The sequence below is a fragment of the Streptomyces sp. NPDC060000 genome (assembly GCF_042737375.1).
In the GTDB taxonomy this organism is placed as follows: domain Bacteria; phylum Actinomycetota; class Actinomycetes; order Streptomycetales; family Streptomycetaceae; genus Streptomyces.
On the sequence record NZ_JBHWUU010000019.1, the window covers coordinates 79,339 to 99,381 of the forward strand.

Sequence of the window (20,043 nt, forward strand, 5' to 3'; positions counted from 1 at the left end):
GTAGTCAAGCAGCTTGACTACTTTCTGGACCGTTTCCTCCACACCGCATCCGGCAGAAGCCGCCAGGAGGCCCCCGTGCCCGTCATCCGTTCGTCCGACGCCGTCACCCACGAGATCCACGGCGTCCGCTTCGTCTCGTACGCCACTCCCCGCACCGGCAGCAAGGAGCTGTGCGCCTGGCGGGGCGAGATCCCCGCCGGGACCAGGGCTCCCGCGCACACCGTCAACCGGGAGGAGATCTTCCATCTGCTCGTCGGCGAGCTGATCCTCACGCTCGACGGCCGCGCCGAGCGGATCACTGCGGGCGACACGGTGATCGTCAACCCGGGGGCGACCCTGGCCGTCGAGAACCCGACCGACCGCACCGCGCTCTCCTGGGTCACCACGTCCATCGGTCTGGAGGCGGAGCTGGCCGACGGGACCCGGATCACTCCCCCGTGGGCCAACTGACCGCGCCGCGGCCGGCGCCCCTCAGGCCGCCAGCGTCCCGGGCTTCACCGCTTCCGGCCCGAACTTCGCCCGCACCCGGTCGGCCACCTCCTCGATCCGGCGGACCTTCTCGTCGACGGGGTCGAAGGTGAGCTGGTGAGAGGCCTGTTCGGCGGGACCGAGCGCCTCGGCGCGCAGGGCGATCGCGCGGACCCGGGCGCGTTGCAGACCGAGCGCCTCGTACAGGCCGTACGCCGTTCTCGTCAGGGCCGCCGAGTGCGCGGTCGGCTCCCCGAGGGTGCGGCTGCGGGTGGTGGACGAGCGATCGGCGTAGCGCACGGTGAGGGTCAGGGTGCGGCAGACCTTCTCCACGGCACGCAGCCGGGCGCCCAGTTCCCCGGCGGCCGCCAGAAGGGCCCGGCGGTGCCGGTCGGGGTCCAGCTCGTCGCGCTCGAAGGGGCGTTCGGCGGCCAGGGATCGGGAGACGGCGTTCGGGACGACCCGGCCGCGGTCGATCCCGTTCGCCTTCTCGTGCAGCTCCCGGCCCGCCTTCGCGCCGACCAGGCGCTGGAGCGTGGACAGGGGTGCGGCGGCGACCCGGCCGAGGGTGTCGAGGCCGTACTCGCACAGGGTGCGGGCGGTCGCCGTACCGACACCGGGCAGCGCGACGACGGGCTTGCCGGCGAGGAACTCCCGCACCTCACCCTCGGGGACCGCGCAGGTCACCCCGGGCCGGGCGGTCCGCAGCGCCATACGGGCCGACATCGGGCCGGGGCCCGCGCCGGTCACGCAGTCGAACCCGTACAGCGCGAGCGCGCGCACTCTGATCACCGACGCCAGCTCGACCGCGCTGCGCCCGAAGTACCGTTCGGCGCCGCGCAGATCGGCCAGTGCCCCGTCCGGCGGCAACGCCTCGACGACCGGTGTGAACTCCTCCAGCAGCCCGAGCAGCCCCGGCAGGGCGGCCTCGTGCGCCGGAGGCAGCTGGAAACGTACGCAGAGGATGGTCATCCCGCACTCCCCGGACTCTGGTGCCACAACTTCCTTCCCACCGCGGGTCCCTCACCCGCGGGGCGCAGATCGGCCCAGGGGTGCATCTCGTACCCCGTGGACATGCGGATGCGACGCCGTTCCATCGCGTCCTGGGCGGCCGAGCCCGCCGGTGCGGGCAGCCCGTCCGAACCGGCGAGCCGGCTGCGCGCCGGGCCGTCGCCGTCGTCGCCCGCGTCAGGGGCCCCCGCGTCCGGGACGCCGCCGGGGTCGGCCAGCCGGGCCGCGACCCCTTCCAGCCCCTCCTCCCGGCGCACCTCCAGCAGTTCGGCGAGGTTCCAGACGGCGGCGCCCACCACGCTGAGGCTGCGCGGGCCGCGCCGCTGGACCACCCCGCGCACCAGCAGCAGCCAGGAGTGGAAGACGGTGTGCGCGCAGGCGTCGTGGGAGTCTTCGAAGAAGGCGAGGTCGACCAGGCCGGTGCCGTCGTCCAGGGTGGTGAAGACGACCCGTTTGCCGGACCGGATCGGCGGGGTCTGGGTGGCCGCCTTGGCGCCCGCCACGAGGACCGTCTCGCCGTGCCGGGTCTCGCGCAGCCGGCGCGCCGACACCACGCCCAGTTCGTCGAGGAAGCTCCGGTGGTCGTCCATCAGATGGCGTGAGGCGTCCATGGACAGCACGCCCAGTTCGGCGCTGAGCTTCTCGGCGGAGGACAGGTCCGGCAGCCCTGCCGAACCGGTCCTGCGCCCACCCGCCAGGGGGAGTTGGCCACCGCCCGCGCCCCGGGCACCCCGGTGCAGTTCGGTCAGGTGCAGTTGCAGGTCACGCCGGTTGGCGCCGAACGCGTCCAGTGCGCCGACCTGGGCGAGCCGCGTGGCGAGCGGACGACTGGGGCGGGCCCGTTCCCAGAAGTCCAGCAGCGAGGCGTACGGCTGCCCGTCCGCGATCCGCGCCGCTTCGGCCTCGGTGATGCCGTACACGTCGGACAGGGCGAGCCGCAGTCCCCAGGTCCCTGAACTCCCCGGATCACCTGAACCCGTTGACCCCACCGGACCTCCTGGGTCTCCCGGACCCTCTGAATCAGACACCAGTTCGATACGGTGGGCGACCGCCGACCTGTTCACGTCCAACGGCAGCACCGGCACCCCCCGCCGCCGCGCGTCCGCCAGCAGCAGCCGCTTCGGATACATCCCGGGGTCGTGCGTGAGCAGCCCGGCATAGAAGGCGGCCGGGTGGTGCGCCTTCAGCCATGCCGACTGGTAGGTCGGTACGGCGAAGGCGACCGCGTGCGCCTTGCAGAAGCCGTACGAGCCGAACGCCTCGATGATCTCCCAGGTCCGCCGAATCGTTTCTGCGTCATATCCGCCGGCCGCCGCGTGCTGCGCGAACCACACCTTGATCCGCCCCTGCGACTCCGGGTCCGACAGCCCGCGCCGGATCCGGTCCGCCTCACCGCGCCCGCAGCCGGTCATGACGGCGACGATGTCGATGATCTGCTCGTGGAAGACGACGACCCCGTAGGTGTCCCGCAGCGACTCCTCCAGATCCGGGTGCGGATACCGGATCGGCGCCCGCCCGTGCCGCGCCTCGATGAACGGCCGCACCATGTCGGCGGCGACCGGACCGGGCCGGAAGAGGGAGATGTCGACGACGAGATCGTGGAAGGTGGCCGGCTGCAACCGTCCCACCAGGTCCCGCTGTCCCGGCGACTCGATCTGGAAGCACCCCAGCGTCTCGGTCGACTGGATGAGCCGATACGTCGCCGGGTCGCCGTCCTCCAGCGTGTCCAGGTCGATCCGCTCGCCCGTCGCCCGCGTCACCTCGGCGACCGCGTGCGCCATCGCCGACTGCATCCGCACGCCCAGCACGTCCAGCTTGAGCAGCCCGAGGTCCTCGACGTCGTCCTTGTCGAACTGGGCCATGGGGAACCCCTCGCCGCTGGTCGGCATGACCGGCGTACGGGAGAGCAGGGAGGCGTCGGAGAGGAGCACCCCGCACGGATGCATGGCGACTCCGCGCGGGAGGGCGTCGAGGGCCTCGACCAGCTCCCAGAGCCGCCCGTACCGCTCCTTCTCCTGTGCCAGCGACCGCAGTTCGGGCAGTTCCTCCAGGGCCGTCCGGGCGTCGCGTGCCCGGATGTGCGGGAAGGACTTGGCGATGCGGTCGATGTCGGCCGGGTCCATGGACAGGGCCGCGCCCACGTCCCGGATGGCGTGGCGCACCCGGTACGTCTCCGGCATCGCGACCGTCGCGACCCGCTCGGTGCCGAACCGGCCGATGATCGCCCGGTAGACCTCCAGCCGGCGGGCGGACTCCACGTCGATGTCGATGTCGGGCAGCACGATCCGTTCCCTGGACAGGAACCGCTCCATCAGCAGCCCGTGCTCGACCGGGTCGGCGTTCGCGATGCCGAGCAGGTGGTTCACCAGCGATCCCGCGCCGGAGCCGCGGGCCGCGACCCGGATGCCCATCTCCCTCACGTCGTCCACGACCTGGGCGACCGTAAGGAAGTACGAGGCGAAGCCGTGGTGGGCGATGATGTCGAGTTCCCGGTGCATCCGCTCCCAGTAGGCGCGCTTCCCGGAGTGGCCGTGCAGCACCATCCCGGCCGCCGCCCTGGAGGCCAGCGTCCGCTGGGCGGTGCGGCGGCCCGCGCCGACGAGGTGCGGCTCGGGGAAGTGGACGGCGCCCATGCCGAGGTCGTCCTCGGGGTCCACCAGGCACTCGGCGGCCGTCGCCCGCGTCTGTTCCAGCAGGTGGTGCGCGGTGTCGCGCCGGTAGCCCGCGGCCTCGACGATCCGCTCGGCCGCGCCCAGCATCGCTCCCGTGTCCTTGAGCCAGGCCTCCCCGGAGTCCAGCCCCTTCGTCGGGTCGACGGGGACGAGCCGGCGGGCGGCGTCCAGGACGTCCGCGACCGGGCCCTGGCCGGGATCGGCGTACCGGACGGCGTTGCTGAGGACGGGCCGGATCCGCTGTTCGGCGGCGAAGCCGACGGTGCGCGCGGCCAGGCGCAGGGAACCGGGTCCGGTGCCGGTACGCCCGTGCCAGACGGCCTCCAGGCGCAGGGTGTCGCCGTACACCTCCCGCCAGGGAACGAGGAGCTTCGCCGCGCGGTCCGGGCGGCCCGCGGCGAGCGCGCGGCCGACGTCGGAGGCGGGGCCGAGCAGGACGGTCAGCCCGGCACCGCGGTTCTCGGCCCAGGGCAGCAACGGGACGCCCTCGCTCACGTGCGCCGCCGTGACGATCCGGCACAGGTCGCCCCAGCCCCGGGCGCCGTCACGGGCGAGAAAGGTGACACGGGGTGTCGACTCGTCGATGAAGGCGCCGCCCCGCACGGGGGCGCGGTGCCTGTCCCGTCGTACGGACGCGTCCCCCTGCGCCCGCTCGGGGGGTGCCACCGCCAGGTCCACCCCGAACAGCGGACGCACGCCCGCCTTCGCGCAGGCCTTGGCGAAGCGGACCGTGCCGGCGAGGGTGTCGCGGTCGGTGAGGGCGAGGGCGTCCATCCCCCGCTCCGAGGCGCGCTCGGCCAGCCGCTCCGGGTGCGAGGCGCCGTAGCGCAGGGAGAACCCGGAGACGGTGTGCAGATGCGTGAACCCTGGCATCCACACCTCCATAATCGAACATCAGTTCCCAGCTCCCCCACCCCCACCATAGACCAATTCTCGAACGTCTGTACGACAACCGTTAGGACGCCTCCCACCTGCGGAAACACCTCGCATTCCGGCCGCGGGGACATGACACAGGCCACCGGCGCCGACCCACCCGGCAGCTCCCCCAGCGGTCTCCCCGGCTCATTCCTCGACGAGGTGAGGACGCCGTGACCCCCGGGCCACGCTGCCGCCAACCCGAGCGCGGGGGTCGTCGTCACGCTGCCGGCGGCGGCGCCGCGGGCGCGCCGCGCGCAGGGCACGCCGTGATGCGCCGTGATGCGCCGCGATGCGCGGCGGTGGGTACGCGTGAGGTACGCGAGGGGCATGCGTGAGGTCCCGCCCCTCGTGTGCGGGGCGGGACCTTCGTCGGTGTCGCCTCGACACACACATCAGCAGGTCAGCACATCAGTACGTCAGCCGATCTGCGCCCCCGTCGCCGACAGCGCCTCCGTCACCGGCTGGAAGAACGTCTCCCCACCGGAGGCGCAGTCGCCGCTGCCGCCCGAGGTCAGGCCGACGGCGCTGCTGCCCGAGAAGAGGGAGCCGCCACTGTCTCCCGGCTCGGCGCAGACGTCGGTCTGGACGAGCCCGCTGACGATGTCGCCGTTGCCGTAGTTCACCGTGGCGTCCAGGCCGGTGACCGTGCCGGAGTGCACCTGGGTGGTCGAACCGCTGCGGGTGACCTTCATGCCGACGGTGGCCGCGGCGGCGCCGGTGATCTGCTGGGCCGAGCCGTTGTGGAGGTCGACCTCGCTCGGGTGGTCGACACCGGCGGTGTACTTGACCAGACCGAAGTCGTTGCCCGGGAAGCTGGACACCTCGTTGGTGCCGATCTCGGTGCCGGAGGAGTCCGACCAGGTGGAGATGGCGTCGGTGCAGTGCCCGGCGGTCAGGAAGTACGGCTCGCCGCCCTCGACCACGTTGAACCCGAGGGAGCAGCGCCCGCCGCCGCCGCTGATGGCGTCGCCACCGGCGAGGAAGGGTTTGAACTCACCCTTGGTGCGCTGGAGTTCGGCCACCCGGCCGAGCCCGTCGACGACCTTGGCGAGCTTGGCCCACTCGGCGCCGGAAACGGTGCGGTCGGCGGTGACGACGACCTTGTCGGTGGTCGGGTCGGTCACCCAGGCGGTGCCCGGGACGGACGCGTCCGCCTTGAGCGTCGTACGGGCGCCGGTCAGTTCGGCGAGGGAGTTCTCGACGATTCTGGCCTTGGCGCCGGCCTCCTCGACGGTCTTCGCGGCGGCCGCGTCGAGGACGTTCACCACGAGGCTCTTGCTCTTCGCGTCGTAGTACGTGCCCGCCGCGTCGGTGCCGAGATCCCGGCCGAGCGTCGAGGCGAGCCTTCCTGCCGCGAGGGCCGAGAGAGAGGTGGGCTGCGGGGTCTTCGCGGGCTCGCTGGCGTTCGCAGTCTGGAAGGCGACTCCGGCCGCGACGAGGGCGGCGGCACCCGCGCCCGCCATGACCGGCCGCCGCCCGGATATGCGTCGGTGCTTCAACTCGCGTCCTCCTGTGGGGGTCGGCCCGGCGGCGATGGGGTCCGCTCCGGGCCGGAAGGCTGGTTGACGGGCGCCCACTCTTCCGAATCGCACAGGGAGCGCACAAGGTCGACCTCGGGACGCGCACAGGGTGAACACCGGGCGCCCTCCGCGCCTTCACCACCCCGGGGCACCCCCGACCACCACAGAAAAATTCGCACTGCAAACGCTACGCATGGGTCCCTCGGCCCCGCCCCGGCCCCGGCCTCCGGGCAAGAGCGAGCCCCCGTACGCCGGTTGCGTACGGGGGCTCGCCCCTCACTGGCAGAACTCGCCGGACGGGACCGTCAGCCGACGCTCACGCCGTAGTAGCTCAGCGCCTCGGTGACCGGCTGGAAGAAGGTCGTGCCGCCGGAGGTGCAGTTGCCGCTGCCTCCGGAGGTCAGACCGTAGGCCACGCTGCCCCCGTACAGCGGGCCGCCGCTGTCGCCGCCCTCGGCGCAGACCGTGGTCTGGATCATGCCGTAGACGACGTCGCCGCTGCCGTAGTTGACGGTGGCGTTCAGGGCGGTGACCCGGCCGCTGTGGGTGCCGGTGGTGGAACCGCGGCGGTAGACCGTGGTGCCCACGCTCGGGGTGGCCGCGCTGGAGATCGTCTGGCTGCCGACCGCGCTCGGGTGGGCGACCGACGTGTTCGTGTACCGCACCAGCGCGAAGTCGTTCGTCGGGAAGCTGTAGCTGACGTTCGTCCCCAGGGTGGAGCTCTGGCCCGAGTTGGAGTACCAGGTACTGGCGACCTCACCGCAGTGCCCGGCGGTCAGGAAGTAGTAGGTGCTGCCACTGTGCACGTTGAAGCCGAGCGAACAGCGGTAGCCGCCACCGTAGATGGCGTCGCCGCCGGTGATCAGCTTCTTGAACTGTCCCGGCGTGTGCTTGATCGTGAGCGCGCCGGCGTTGCTGCCCGCCTGCTCCTTGATCTTCGCGATCTCGGCCTGCGAGACCGTGCTGTCGACGGTGACGACGAGCCGGTTGGTCTTGCTGTCGACGGCCCAGGCGGTGCCCGGAACGTCAGCGGTGAGCACCGAGGTGCTCGCGCTCTTGAGCTGCGCCGTACTGAAGGTGGCGGTGTCGTCCGCGCTCGCGCTGGGGATCGCGATGGCGGCCGCGGCCACGAGTCCGGTGGCCACGGCGGTCAGCCGGGTCCGTCTCGAGATACCGCTCGTGGGGGTGGTGGGGGTGGTGCGCTTGATCCTCACGTTTCGTTCCCTCCCAGGGGAAGTCGGGGGCCCGTCGTGTGGGGTCGGGGCCCGTGAGGCGCAGCCAGGGACCGACGTTCGTCCGGATTCCGGACACGCCGTGACCCTGACAAGCGCTGAGGGGGAGTATTCGGCCGAACGGCCGGTCGGCGCAAGGGCGCCTTTCGGCCGTCAGACCTTCGACGAACTGCGTGAGTTGAGCCCTCTTGCAGCCTCTTGCCCCAGCTCAGACCGGGTTGCGCTTCTCTGCCTCGACCGCCACGTCCTATGTGTTCCCCGGCGATGGGAAGGGGCGGAGGAAAGCATCCACAAAGGCGCACGGAGGCAGTACGACCCGGTCAAAATCATCCTCGGGGCCCGGATGGCCGAAGAGGATGCCGTGAGCCCTGTCGTCACGCGATCGGTCGGTCCTGTCGTCATGGGGTGCGCCGCCCATGCCCTACCGGGCTGCGGGGCTACGGGCCACCGCGCCACCGGGCCACCGGGCCACCGGGCCACCAGGCCACCAGGCCACCAGGCCACCAGGCCACCAGGCCACCAGGCCACCAGGCCACCAGGCCACCGGGCCACCGGGCTACCGGGCTACCGGGCAGGCAACCCGAGATGTGAGCGCAGGGTGTTTCCCTCGTACTCCGTACGGAACACACCGCGCTCCTGGAGCAGCGGCACCACCCGGTCGACGAACTCGTCGAGCCCGCCGGGCGTGAGCTGCGGTACGAGGACGAAGCCGTCGGCGGCGTCCTCGCGCACGAACTCCTCCAGGTCGGCGGCGACCGCCTCGGGCGTCCCGATGAAGGACTGCCGGGCACTCGTCTCGATCACGGTCTGCCGGATGGACAGCCCCTTCTCCTTCGACAGCGCCCGCAGCTTCCCGACCACCGCAACGGTGTCGCCGGGCCGGGTGCGGCCCCCCGTGAGCCGCGGGTCCGCCACCGGGTCGACCCCGGGCAGCGGCCCGTCGGGGTCGTACGCCGACAGGTCGACGCCCCAGAGCCGCTCCAGGGCGAGAAGGGCGCTCTGCGGGGAGACCTGCTGCCGTCTGATCATGGCGGCCCGCTCCTGCGCCTCGGCGGCGGTGTCCCCGAGGACGACGGTGATGCCGGTCAGGACCTTCAGCTCGTCAGGGCCGCGTCCGTACCTGGCCAGCCGCCCCTTGACGTCGGCGTAACGGGCCCGCCCGGCCTCCAGCGTGCCGTGCCGGGTGAGGACGACGTCGGCGGTGGCGGCCGCGAACTCCCGGCCCTCCTCCCCCGGGTCTCCCGCCTGGTCCTCCCCCGCATGGATCACCACCGGACGCCCCTGCGGCGAGCGCGGCAGGGTGAACTCCCCGGCGATGTCGAAGTGCCGGCCCCGGTGCGCGAACGGCCGGGACACCTCGTCCGGTGTCCAGGAGTCCCACAACTCCCGTGCGGCGGCGACGAACTCGGCGGCCCGGTGGTACCGGTCGGCGTGGTCGAGGTAGCCCCCTCGGCGGAAGTTCTCGCCGGTCAGGGCGTCCGAGGAGGTCACCACGTGCCAGGCTGCCCGGCCGCCGCTGAGATGGTCCAGCGTGGCCAGTCTGCGGGCGAGTTCGAACGGCTCGTTGAAGGTGGCGTCGACCGTGGCGGCCAGCCCCAGGTTCTCGGTCACGGCGGCGAGCGCGTTGAGGACGGTGAGCGACTCCGGGCGTCCCACCACGTCCAGGTCGTGGACATGGCCCTTGTGTTCGGGCAGCCGCAGCCCCTCGGCGAGGAGGAGGAAGTCGAAGAGACCACGTTCGGCGGTCCGGGCGAGACGCTCGAAGGAGGAGAACTCGATCTGCGACTTCTTCGAGTCCGGGCCGGCCCAGACGGTGGTGTCGTCGACGCCGGGGACGGCGGTCCCCCCGCTCGAGCGGAGTTGGGCGTGGGGCAGGACGGCCAGGTGGCAGTGCTTGCCGGGCGGCCTCGGGCCACCGGGTTCGCGGCCGCTCATGCCGCTCCCCCCACGTACTGGTTGGCGGGCCGGGCCAGCCCCAGGTGCTCGCGGAGTGTGCTGCCCGGGTAGAAGGTACGGAACAGGCCGCGGTGCTGGAGCAGCGCCACCGTGCCGTTGACCAGCCGTTCCAGATCGCGGCGGGGTTCTACGGGGATGAGGTGAAAACCGTCGGCGGTGCCGTCCTTGTACCAGGAGGAGATCAGGTCGGCGAGGTCGACGGGGCCACCCCGGTAGAGCGGGCCCTGCGCCGTCTGCCGGGGGCCGCCTCCGCCGTGGCCGGGTTCGGCGGCGTGCTCGCCGTCCCCGAGGTCGATCAGCAGACTCACCAGGACGAGCAGGGAGTTCGGGTCGCGCCCGGACCTGGCCACGTCGGCACGCAGTCGGTCGCGGACGGTACGGGCCTGCTCGGGGCGCGCCGCGTGCACGAGGGCCACGTCGGCGTGGCGGGCCGCAGTGGCCCGGGCGTGTTCCTCGGTGGCGTCGACCACGCGCACGGGATGTCCCTGCGGAGGTCTGGGCACGGTGGAGGGACCCCTCACCGAGAAGGCCGAGCCGGTGAAGCCGACGTGGTGGAGCTTGTCGCGGTCGATGAAGCGGCCGGTCGGCACCTCCCGTATCTCGGCGTCGTCCTCCCAGCTGTCCCACAACTTCGCGGCCACGTCGGCGACTTCACCGGCCTCCTGCCAGAGCGCGTCCAGCGGCGCGGAGTACCGGCGGCCGAAGAGCCGGGCCTCCCCCTCGGTGGTGGAGACGTCGATCCGCCAGCCGGCCCGGCCCCGGCTGACCCAGTCGAGGGTGGCGACCGTGGCCTGGACGTGGAAGGGCTCGGTGTGGGTGGTGGTGACGGTGGGCACCAGTCCGACGCGTTGCGTGGCGGGCGCCACCCGGGACAGCACGGCCGAGGCGTCGGGACCGGGCCGGGCGAAGGCGTTGTCCAGCGTCACGAAGTCGAGCCCGCCGCGCTCGGCGAGCCGGGCCAGCTCGACGTAGGGACCGGCGTCGTACACCCCGGGCTGGTCGACGGCGGCGGCCAGGTGCAGCGGGCGGCCCCGGCCGTGCGATGAGGTCATATGGGAGAACCCTTTCTTCCGTGACGCTTCGAAGTGGCCCGGCTCACCCGACGGCATCGGCGCCGAGGTCCCGCAGGAACACCAGGGCGGCCCGGGCGGTGGCGTCGTTCTGCCGGAACGCGGGGCCCCCGGTGCGCGGCCGGGTGAACGCGCCCGGCGTACGGCCGTCGGTGTGCGGCCCGAGCGCGAAGCGCCGTGGGTGCGGCCGGCCGTCCCGGTCCAGGACCCGTCCGTCGGCGCGGTCCACCCGCAGCAGCCCGTCCGGGGTCTCGCCGGCGCCGTCGGCGTGCAGCTCCCGCAGCAGCGGGTCGAGGGCGCGCCGGAGCGTCGGCTCCGGCAGCCGGGCCTCCACCAGCGCCCGCGCCTCGACCGAGAAGCCCGGCACGGTCGGACTCGACGCCCTGAACACCCCGTCACGTGCGTGTACGGCCATGTCTGCGCCGACGAAGTTCAGCACCCCCGCCCGGGACAGTGCGAGCAGCTGTCTCAGCCGGGGTCCGGGCGGCCCGGAGGCGAGGTAGCTGAAGAACCCGTGCCACCAGGAGCCGATGCCACCGAGCCGGATCAACTGCCCGTATACGGACAACAGCCCCAGGAACACGGCCAGGTCGGTGCTGTGGGCGGCATCGTGACGGCGGCCCAGGTCGCCCTCCACATAACCGCGCAGCCCCTCCTGGAACTCCTCGAAGGAGCCGTACGTGACGCCGTCCAGCGGCCGGTCGAGCGCGGCCAGGTCGAGTCGGTCGCGCGGATCGGGCACGGCGGAGGCCACCAGTGCCTCCCGTTCGGCCCCTTCGGACGCGGCCTCGTACTTCTCCTCGAAGTCGGTCCAGGCGATCACGGTCCGCTCGGCGTGGGCGGTGAACAGCCGGTGGTAGTGGGCGAAGCCCAGCTCCTTCTCCACCAGCGGCCACACGTCCCGACGGAAGTCGAAGCCCCCCGGCCGCGCCAGCAGTCCGTCGATCTCGGCGGGCCCCAGGAACCGGGGCAGCGGCGGCCGTTCACCGGTCCAGTCGTAACCGATCTTCGAGTGGTACGGCACTCCGCGCCGCGAACCGACGTACAGCACCGGCTCCCGCCCCGAGGGCACATAGGTGTCCCCTTCGTAGCGGCCGCCGCGTCCCTCGGTGAGCAGCACCATCAGGTCGACGAAGGCCAGCCCGAAGCCGCGCACCAGCACGGGTTCACCGGCCGGCAGCGCGGACAGGTCACTGTCGGCCGTGAAGTCCGGCGGCAGGTGGACGAGCCCGTGCTCGCCCGCGTAGGCCGCCAACTCTCGCTGCTCCTCGTCGAGTTCGGCATCGAGATGACCGAGGGCGAGGACGACGAGATCGGCGGCCAGGGGCCGGTCCCGGCCTTCCAGCCATATCCGCTGGCGTCCCTCACGAGGACCGCTCACCCGCAGAGCGCGCCCCGGATGGTGGTGGACGGTGATCTCCGGGGGCAGTGCGGCGACGGCCTGCTCGTGCACCCAGCGCAGATAGGAACCCTGGATCTGCCGGTCGGCGAAGGTCTGCCCGTCGATGCCGGCCCACTCGTGCAGCGTCGGTCCCGGCCGCACCGGCCCGGCCATCTCCACCGACTCGTCGGTGAACATGGTGACGTCCTCGGCGTGCGAGTTCATCCACAGCAACGGCGACTGGGCGGCACGCCAGATGCGTCCGGCACCCGGCGGATGCGGGTCGACGAGATGGATGTCGAGCCCCGAACCGGCGTACAGCTCGGGCGCGTTGGCGGCGATCCGCTCGATGAGGCCCGTCCCCCGCGGCCCGGCCCCGACGATCACGAGGGTGGCGGGGGTTTCGGGGTCGAGGGTTTCGGAAGACATGCGAAGGCTCCGTGACAGCTGGGATCGAACACGGGTAGGTGCCTTCACACACCGGATGAGAAGCGCGCCGCGCGGCGCAGATACGGCCGAGCCCCTCAGCAGGACCGTGCAGCGAGAGTACGTGGGCGTTTCCCCTCACTGTCAAGGCCGTCCACACTGTGAGCGGTACGTCTCAAGTCGGTTGACGCAAAACCGGAGACCTGTTCCACTTGGCCCATGCATCCGCAGCAGTGTCTGGTCACCCGCTCCCACATCGACTTCGGTCGCGTGTGGTCCTGTTCCTGTTGAGCTGACCCACTGCGGCCCCCGCTCCCGGGGTGCCTTTCTCGCGATCTCCCCTCGCTCTGCCCCGCCTTCACATGCGCGCCTCCCCTCGTCCCGCGCCTTTTCCACCGCCGCCTCGCGCCTTTTCCACCGTTTTCGCCAGACCTCGCACCCTGTCCGGGCGCTCAGCGCGCCCCTACCGCCGACCGACCCGAAGCGGCGCGAAACCCGACCACCCGGTCCATCAGCGCCCCGAGCACGTCCCGCACGGAGCCGCGCTCACGCGCGTCGCACTCCAGCACGGGCACCTCGACGCTCAGCCCCAAGGCCTCCCGCACCTCGTCCAGTTCGAACCGCTCGGCTCCGTCGAAGCGGTTCACCGCGAGGATGAACGGCGCTCCCTGGGCCTCGAAGTAGTCGACGGCCGGGAAGCACTCCTCTATCCGCCGGGTGTCCACGAGGACCACCGTTCCGAGCGCGCCCTCCACCAGGTCGTCCCACAGGAAGGAGAACCGATCCTGCCCGGGCGTGCCGAACAGATACAGCGTGATGGCGGGATCGAGCATGATCCGGCCGAAGTCGAGCGCGACGGTGGTGGTCGTCTTGGACTCCACTCCCTCGAGCGAGTCGATCCCGACCGACACCTGGGTGATCGGCGCCTCGGTGTCGAGAGGTTCGATCTCGGAGACGGCGCCGATGAAGGTCGTCTTACCGACCCCGAGCCCGCCGCTCACCACGATCTTCACGGCGAGCGGAACCGTTTTGTCAGAGCGCCCGGACATGATCCCTGATCCTTTCGAGCATCCGCGGCGGTTGGCTCCGCGGGTTGCCGGCACGCGAACGGCCGGCCGCCGGTGACGCTGGACGGCCGTACGAAGTCCGCGTCCTCGACAGGAGATACGTTCCGGAAAAGCCCACCGCTCACCCGGTCGCCCCGCCCGGCACACGGCACACGGGCACCAGCCGCCGGGGCACCGGCCGCCAGCCACCGTGCCCGGTGCCAGTGCGCCCGGCGCCGGGCCCGGGCACCGGCACCGGCCGCCACACGTCGGCTGCCGGACGCCGTGCACCAGGTGCCAAGCACCAGACATCGACCGCCGGACACCGCACACCAACTGCCGCGCACCGAATACCGGACCGCCGGATGCCAGGCACCAGGCACCAGGCACCAGGCACCAGGCACCAGGCACTGTGCATCGGCCGCCCGGACGCCGCGCGGTGAGTGCCGGACGCCGCGCGTCGCGTGCCGGGTACCGGACCGCCGAGCGCCGGACATCGGGCGCGCCAGGCACTGCGCATCGACCGCCCGGACACCGCACGCTGACTGCCGGACGCCGCGCGCCTCGGGTGCCGGACCGCCGACCCATGCACCCCGGGCGCCGGATACCGACCGCCGACCCCGCGCACCGCGCACCGGCCGCCGACTGCCAGACGCTGTGCGCCCGGACGCCGAACCCCGAGCGCCGGACGCCGGACGCCGGACGCCGGACGCCGGACGCCGGACGCCGGACACTGGACCCCACACCCCTGACCCCGACCACCCGACTCCGGACGCCGAACCCCGAGCGCGGACCCGTGCACCGAACGCCGGACCCACACCCCGAGCGCCGGACCCCGGACCCCGGACCCCGAACGCCGAACGCCGGACCCCGAGCGCCAGGCACTGGGCCCCGCACCCCGAGCGCCGAACCCCGGACGCCGCACCCCGAGCGCCGGGCACTGGACCCCGCACCCCTGACCCCGACCGCCCGACCCCGGGCCCCGCACCCCCGACCCCGGGGCCGTGACGTCTCGTCAGTCAGTCAGCAGGAGCAGTCGCAGGCGCAGCACTCGCAGCACTCACACGCGTCGCAGCAGTCGCAGCAGTCCCCGCAGTCCCCGCAGTCCCCGCAGTCGCTGCACCAGCCCTCGCGTCTTTTCCTCGACCAGGGTCCCTCGAACTCGTCGGCACAGCACGCCTTGCAGGTGCAGCACAGTCCGAGCGCGACCGCGCACCCGGCCCAGAAGCCCCGCTTGTCGGGCCGCGGCGGCTCACCGCCGAAGGGGTTGCCCCCGTAGGGGTTGCCGGGCGCGTGCGGATCCACCGGCCCTCGGGGGGCGTACGGGCCGGTCGGCGGCCCGAAGGCGCCCTCGGCCTGATGCCCGCACGACTGGGTGCCGAACGCCCGGTCCACGGACCGCCCCAGCTCGTGCGCCAGCAGCAGATGCGCGAGTCCGCCGTCCACGAACTCGACGTCGCGCAGAGCGAGCCGGATGCCGTGCAGGGCGTCGTCGGCGAGCCTGCGGGCCTCGGTGAGCGGGGTGCCCGTGGCCGTCAGCGGGTTCCAGGCGCCGGCCGCCGCGTCGGCCTCCCGGTCCTCGACCGCGTCCAGCAGATGCGCCAGCCGTCCGAAGAGGCGGCCGGCCTCGGCGAGCGGCACGGCGTTGCCCGGCCGGCCCGCCAGAACAGCCGTGTGTGCGAAGGCGGCCGCGGTGGCCGTCTCGGTCGGCTCGGTGACGGCCGTCAGCAGGGTGCCGGGCCCGGCGAGCGCCTCGACGCCGACCTGCCGGTCCACGGCGTCGACGAGCACGGCGGTGTCGAACCCGACGGCGGCCCCGCCCCGTGCCCCGGCCCTCCCCCAGCTCGTGGCGACCCTGCGCGCGGCGACGGCGACGGGCCGCCGCGCCAGCAGCCCGTCCCCGTCGGCGACGTGGTCACGCACCTTGGCCGAGGCGAGCACCAGCGAGACGGCGGCGGCGAGCCGGGCACCCTCCCCCTGTGCGACGGACGCGGTGCGCATCCCGCGCAGCGGACAGGGGCCCGCCGTGCGCCGCCACCCGTCGGCCGTGACCCGTGCCGCCTGAGCCTCCGTCAGAACGGATATGAGCAGCCCGTCGTAGTTGGTGACGACCCGCGCGAACTGCCCGTGGTCGCCGCGCAGCGCGAGACACAGCCCGCACAGGTGCGCCATCCACTGGGCCCTGAGACCTTCTCCGAGCCGGTGACCACATGGCCTGACGATTCCGAACACGACAACCCCCGTCGTCCTTGGGACATTGAGCTGCCGCATGCTATCGACCGATTGTCATGTCGGAACGGGGGTACTTGGTTCACCCGGACGCACCGTCCGTCACCCATCCGCCACAATGAATCATATTTCACTCACAGTCAGCAGCCACATGCGGTACGACCCTTGGGAGACGCGGGCTCTCGACGTATTCGCTGTGCACCAGTACCGTCACAAACCCCCCGCGCGGCGTCGAACCACTTGGCGCGACATCCGCATCATGGACGACCATGGGGAATGCGGAAAGCAGAAAAGACCGCTGTGAGAGGAGGCGTCCATGGGATCGGTGCGCAAGGCGAGTGCCTGGCTTGGCCTCGTCGACGACAACGATGACGAGCGTTACTACGACGACGACTATTCCGAGGGGACCGACTCCGGGGACGCCTGGGTCACCGACCCCCGCGTGAAGGTGGCGACGGACACGGCCGAGGAGAAGGGCCGCCGGATCGGCACCGTCACCCCGGACAGCTTCCGGGACGCACGGGCGATCGGTGAACTGTTCCGCGAGGGCGTCCCGGTCATCATGAACCTCACGGCCATGGAGGCCGGCGACGCCAAGCGCGTCGTCGACTTCGCGGCCGGGCTGATCTTCGGCCTGCGGGGTTCGATCGAGCGGGTGTCCACCCGGGTGTTCCTGCTGTCCCCCGCCAACACGGAGATCGTGAACGGAGACCCGTCCGCGCATCGGACGGACGGTTTCTTCAACCAGAGCTGAGGCAGGGCCGTTCACCGGCCCTGCCTCGGCCCCCTGGGCCGGGTCAGCGGAAGGCGTCGAGTCCGGTGAGCGCCTTGCCCAGTACGAGCTGGTGCATCTCGACGGTGCCCTCGTAGGTGAGCACCGACTCGAGGTTGGTCGCGTGCCGCATCACGGGGTATTCGAGCGAGATCCCGTTGGCACCGAGGACGGTGCGGGCGGTCCGGCAGATCTCGATCGCTTCCCGTACGTTGTTGAGCTTGCCGAAGCTGACCTGCTCGGGACGCAGGCGGCCGGCGTCCATGCGCCGCCCCAGATGATGGGCGAGCAGAATCCCCTTGTGCAGCTCGACCGCCATGTCGGCGAGCTTCGCCTGGGTGAGCTGGAACCCTCCGATCGGCCGCCCGAACTGCTCGCGGGTCTTCGCGTACTCGACGGCGGTCTCGAAGCAGGAACGCGCCGCTCCCATCGCCCCCCACACGATGCCGTAGCGCGCGTGGGAGAGACAGCTGAGCGGCCCGCGCAGCCCGGTCACCTCCGGCAGGACGGCGTCGGCGGGCAACCGCACGTCATCGAGCACGAGTTCGCTGGTCACGCTGGCCCGCAGGGACCACTTGTGCTTGATCTCGGGCGCGGAGAACCCCGGCGTGCCGGTGGGTACCACGAACCCGCGAATTCCGTCGTCGCTCTGCGCCCAGACCACGGCCACCCCGGCGACGGACCCGTTGGTGATCCACATCTTGCGGCCGTTCAGCACCCAGTCGGAGCCGTCCCGCCTGGCGTACGTCCGCATGCCGGCGGGGTCGGAGCCGTGATCGGGTTCGGTGAGCCCGAAGCACCCGATGATCTCGCCCGCGGCCATCCCCGGCAGCCAGGTCCGCTTCTGCTCCTCGCTGCCGAAGCGGTGGACGGCGTACATGGCGAGGGACCCCTGCACCGAGACCAGGGACCGGATCCCGGAGTCGGCCGCTTCGAGTTCGAGGCAGGCGAGGCCGTACTGCACGGCACTGGCGCCCGCGCACCCGTATCCGCTGAGCGACATCCCGAGCGCCCCGATGGCGCCCAGCTCCCGCGCGAGCTCCCGGATCTCCGGCAGCTCCCCGCGCTCGTACCACTCGGCGACCCGGGGCAGCACCCGGTCCGCCGCCCAGCTCCGCACGGTGTCGCGGATCGCGAGATCCTCCGGTTCGAGCAGATCGGCGATGCCGAGCGGGTCGGCGGGGTCGAAGGGCGGCAACTTAGAGGACGCGGACATGGGAGAGCCTCCGAAAACTAGCACCGCTAGTTACACCATCGCCGGAGACGTTACGACGCGGCCCCGCGCAAGTCCAGTGCCCGCTCGGCAGGCCGCCGAGGCGACGCACCCCCACAGGGAACGCCCACCCCGGATTCAACAGCGGACCGGCGGTGCGTGGGTGGGCGACTCACGCGGTGACGCGGGACTCCACGACCTCACGCGGCGAAGGAAGCTCCACCTCCGCCGAAGGCACCTCGCACTGCATCGACCGCGGCAACCGCAGCGCCATCACCGCCCCCAGCAGCAGCAACCCCGCGCTCACCAGCAGCGTGACATGCAGACCGTGCACGAAACAGTCCCGGGCCGCCCGCCGCAGGGCCGCTCCCGCCGGCCCCCCGAGCCGCCCGGCGACCTCGTAGGCCTCGCCCAGCGAATGCCCCGCAGCGTCCGACGCCGACGCGGGTACTCCCGGCACGGACTTCAGCCCCGGCGCGTACGCGGCGTTCATCACGCTGCCGAGCAGCGCGATCCCTATCCCCGCCCCCAACTGGTACGACGTCTCCCCGATCGCCGCCGCGCCGCCCGCCTGCTCGGGCGGCGCCTCGCTCAGCATCGACTCGTACGCCGCGAACAAGGTCGTCTCCAGGCCGAAGCCCAGCAGCAGGAACCCGAACAGCAGCAGCCCCGTGTTGTCCGAACCGCCCATCGCGGTCAGCGTCAGCACCGCCAACGCGGTGAGGACGAACCCCCCGCACACCATCCGGCGCGGCCCGAACTGCCGGAGCAACCGTGCCCCGGCCAGCCCCGCCGCCATCGCGGCGAAGGTCAGGGGCAGCAGGCGCAGGCCCGTCTCCAGGGGGGACAGACCCAGCACCAGCTGCAGGTACTGCGCGGCGATCAGCTCGAGGCCCACCAGCGCCAGCATCGCCAGCACGATGCAGCCCACCGACGTACTGAACGCCCGCCGCCCGAACATCCCCAGGTCCACCAGAGGGTGGCGGCGACGCCGCTGACGGCGGACGAACAGCACGATCAGCAACGCGCCCACCAGCAGCGGGGCCACGGTGAGCGGCCCGAGTTCCCCGCTGCCCAGCTGCTTCACGCCCAGCACGACACCGAACAGGCCGGCCGCCGCCATCAGCGCGCCGACCACGTCCCAGGGGCCGTCCGACGTGCCCCGCGACTCGGGCAGCAGCAGCCGGCCCACGGGCAGGCTGACCAGCATCAGCGGGATGTTGACGAGGAAGACCGAGCCCCACCAGAAGTGCTCGAGGAGAAAGCCGCCCAGGAGGGGGCCGATCGCGGCGCCCACCGCGGCCACCGCGCTCCAGATGCCGATCGCGAGCGCCCGCTCACGCCGGTCCGGGAACACCTGGCGCAGGATCGACAGCGTCGCGGGCATGATCATCGCGCCGCCCACGCCCAGCAGCGCCCGCGCCAGGATCAAGGTCTGAGCGCTCCCCGCGAACGCCGCCAGCGCGGAGGCGACACCGAACAGCGCGTATCCGAGCAGCAGGATCCGTCTGCGGCCCACCCGGTCGCCGAGCGTGCCGAACAGGATCAGCAGCGAGGCGCAGACCAGCGGATAGGTGTCGACGATCCAGAGCAGCTCGATCGCGCCGGGCCGCAGGTCCTCGGTGACGGCGGGCACCGCGACGTGCAGCACGGTCGCGTCGACGGCGACCAGCAGCAGGCTGACGCACAGCACCACCAGCACGACCCAGCGGTGGGCACCGGCCCCGGCCGTCCGACGGCGCAGCGCAGCGGCGGCCGTGGTCGTCCCGGACATGTACGTACCTCCCAGGTGATCCCTCGGTTCGGCGGGCTCACGGGGTGGGGACTCCCCACAGCTCGGCCGGAGAGGAGCGGTGGTCTCCGGCCCGCGCAAACGAACACGAGTGGAACGCAGCGTACGCGAGTTCGCGCCAGGGCCACGTGGCGGACCTCTCACCGTCCCGGGGCAACCCATGTGGCGTACGCCACTCCCGCGCCACTCCTCTGTCACCCCCGCGTCACTTCCCCGCGCCCCTCCTCGTGCCCTCCTCGTGCCCTCCTCGTGCCCTCCTCGTGCCCTCCCGGCACCGCGTTCCGGGGCGGCCCGGACGCCCCGGCGGTCCCCGCCGCCGAGCACGCCGTCGATAATC

General features: G+C 72.3%; 13 protein-coding genes. 2 read left to right on the top strand and 11 right to left on the bottom strand.

The genetic code is table 11. The features are described 5' to 3' along the window. Positions 1–75: 75 nt before the first annotated feature. Positions 76–450, top strand: coding sequence for a cupin domain-containing protein (locus ACFWBB_RS12995; RefSeq protein WP_385270136.1), 375 nt, complete (start codon positions 76–78; stop codon positions 448–450). Between the two features lie 21 nt (positions 451–471). Here ACFWBB_RS12995 and ACFWBB_RS13000 read toward each other — a convergent pair whose 3' ends face one another. From ACFWBB_RS13000 to ACFWBB_RS13040, 9 genes are all read right to left on the bottom strand, one after another. Then, positions 472–1,440, bottom strand: a complete 969-nt coding sequence (locus tag ACFWBB_RS13000; RefSeq protein WP_385270138.1) for a hypothetical protein — start codon at positions 1,438–1,440, stop codon at positions 472–474. Then, the gene (locus ACFWBB_RS13005) at positions 1,437–5,024 is read right to left on the bottom strand and encodes a DNA polymerase III subunit alpha (protein ID WP_385270140.1); all 3,588 of its coding nucleotides are present in this window, start codon (positions 5,022–5,024) and stop codon (positions 1,437–1,439) included. The genes ACFWBB_RS13000 and ACFWBB_RS13005 overlap by 4 nt, the downstream gene beginning before the upstream one ends. A 461-nt stretch (positions 5,025–5,485) precedes the next feature. Further along, complete coding sequence (locus ACFWBB_RS13010) at positions 5,486–6,568, bottom strand: S1 family peptidase (RefSeq protein ID WP_385270142.1); 1,083 nt, start codon at positions 6,566–6,568, stop codon at positions 5,486–5,488. Positions 6,569–6,894: 326 nt separating this feature from the next. After that, on the bottom strand, positions 6,895–7,803 hold the full coding sequence (locus tag ACFWBB_RS13015; protein WP_385270144.1) for a S1 family peptidase: 909 nt from the start codon (positions 7,801–7,803) through the stop codon (positions 6,895–6,897). Positions 7,804–8,385: 582 nt separating this feature from the next. Continuing rightward, positions 8,386–9,756, bottom strand: a complete 1,371-nt coding sequence (locus ACFWBB_RS13020; protein WP_385270146.1) for an NtaA/DmoA family FMN-dependent monooxygenase — start codon at positions 9,754–9,756, stop codon at positions 8,386–8,388. Further along, positions 9,753–10,829, bottom strand: a complete 1,077-nt coding sequence (locus ACFWBB_RS13025; protein ID WP_385270148.1) for an LLM class flavin-dependent oxidoreductase — start codon at positions 10,827–10,829, stop codon at positions 9,753–9,755. Before ACFWBB_RS13025 ends, ACFWBB_RS13020 begins: the two co-directional genes overlap by 4 nt. A gap of 43 nt (positions 10,830–10,872) precedes the next feature. Then, positions 10,873–12,657 (bottom strand): FAD/NAD(P)-binding protein, encoded by a 1,785-nt coding sequence (locus ACFWBB_RS13030; protein ID WP_385270150.1) that lies wholly within the window; start codon positions 12,655–12,657, stop codon positions 10,873–10,875. Positions 12,658–13,106: 449 nt separating this feature from the next. Further along, complete coding sequence (locus tag ACFWBB_RS13035; protein WP_385270152.1) at positions 13,107–13,703, bottom strand: ATP/GTP-binding protein; 597 nt, start codon at positions 13,701–13,703, stop codon at positions 13,107–13,109. Between the two features lie 1,020 nt (positions 13,704–14,723). Further along, complete coding sequence (locus ACFWBB_RS13040) at positions 14,724–15,932, bottom strand: DUF5685 family protein (RefSeq protein WP_385270154.1); 1,209 nt, start codon at positions 15,930–15,932, stop codon at positions 14,724–14,726. A gap of 313 nt (positions 15,933–16,245) precedes the next feature. Here ACFWBB_RS13040 and ACFWBB_RS13045 point away from each other — a divergent pair, with 313 nt between their 5' ends. Further along, the gene (locus ACFWBB_RS13045) at positions 16,246–16,683 is read left to right on the top strand and encodes a cell division protein SepF (protein WP_310435202.1); all 438 of its coding nucleotides are present in this window, start codon (positions 16,246–16,248) and stop codon (positions 16,681–16,683) included. 43 nt (positions 16,684–16,726) lie between these two features. Here the strand turns inward: ACFWBB_RS13045 and ACFWBB_RS13050 are convergent, their stop codons facing one another. Then, complete coding sequence (locus ACFWBB_RS13050) at positions 16,727–17,917, bottom strand: acyl-CoA dehydrogenase family protein (RefSeq protein ID WP_385270156.1); 1,191 nt, start codon at positions 17,915–17,917, stop codon at positions 16,727–16,729. A gap of 169 nt (positions 17,918–18,086) precedes the next feature. After that, complete coding sequence (locus ACFWBB_RS13055; protein ID WP_385270158.1) at positions 18,087–19,688, bottom strand: MFS transporter; 1,602 nt, start codon at positions 19,686–19,688, stop codon at positions 18,087–18,089. Between the last annotated feature and the right edge of the window lie 355 nt (positions 19,689–20,043).

Coding starts and splice junctions, on each gene's coding strand:
- ACFWBB_RS13000 (WP_385270138.1), bottom strand. CDS start 1,440: ATGACCATCCTCTGCGTACGTTTCCAGCTGCCTCCGGCGCACGAGGCC.
- ACFWBB_RS13005 (WP_385270140.1), bottom strand. CDS start 5,024: ATGCCAGGGTTCACGCATCTGCACACCGTCTCCGGGTTCTCCCTGCGC.
- ACFWBB_RS13020 (WP_385270146.1), bottom strand. CDS start 9,756: ATGAGCGGCCGCGAACCCGGTGGCCCGAGGCCGCCCGGCAAGCACTGC.
- ACFWBB_RS13025 (WP_385270148.1), bottom strand. CDS start 10,829: ATGACCTCATCGCACGGCCGGGGCCGCCCGCTGCACCTGGCCGCCGCC.
- ACFWBB_RS13030 (WP_385270150.1), bottom strand. CDS start 12,657: ATGTCTTCCGAAACCCTCGACCCCGAAACCCCCGCCACCCTCGTGATC.
- ACFWBB_RS13035 (WP_385270152.1), bottom strand. CDS start 13,703: ATGTCCGGGCGCTCTGACAAAACGGTTCCGCTCGCCGTGAAGATCGTG.
- ACFWBB_RS13045 (WP_310435202.1), top strand. CDS start 16,246: ATGGGATCGGTGCGCAAGGCGAGTGCCTGGCTTGGCCTCGTCGACGAC.
- ACFWBB_RS13050 (WP_385270156.1), bottom strand. CDS start 17,917: ATGTCCGCGTCCTCTAAGTTGCCGCCCTTCGACCCCGCCGACCCGCTC.
- ACFWBB_RS13055 (WP_385270158.1), bottom strand. CDS start 19,688: ATGTCCGGGACGACCACGGCCGCCGCTGCGCTGCGCCGTCGGACGGCC.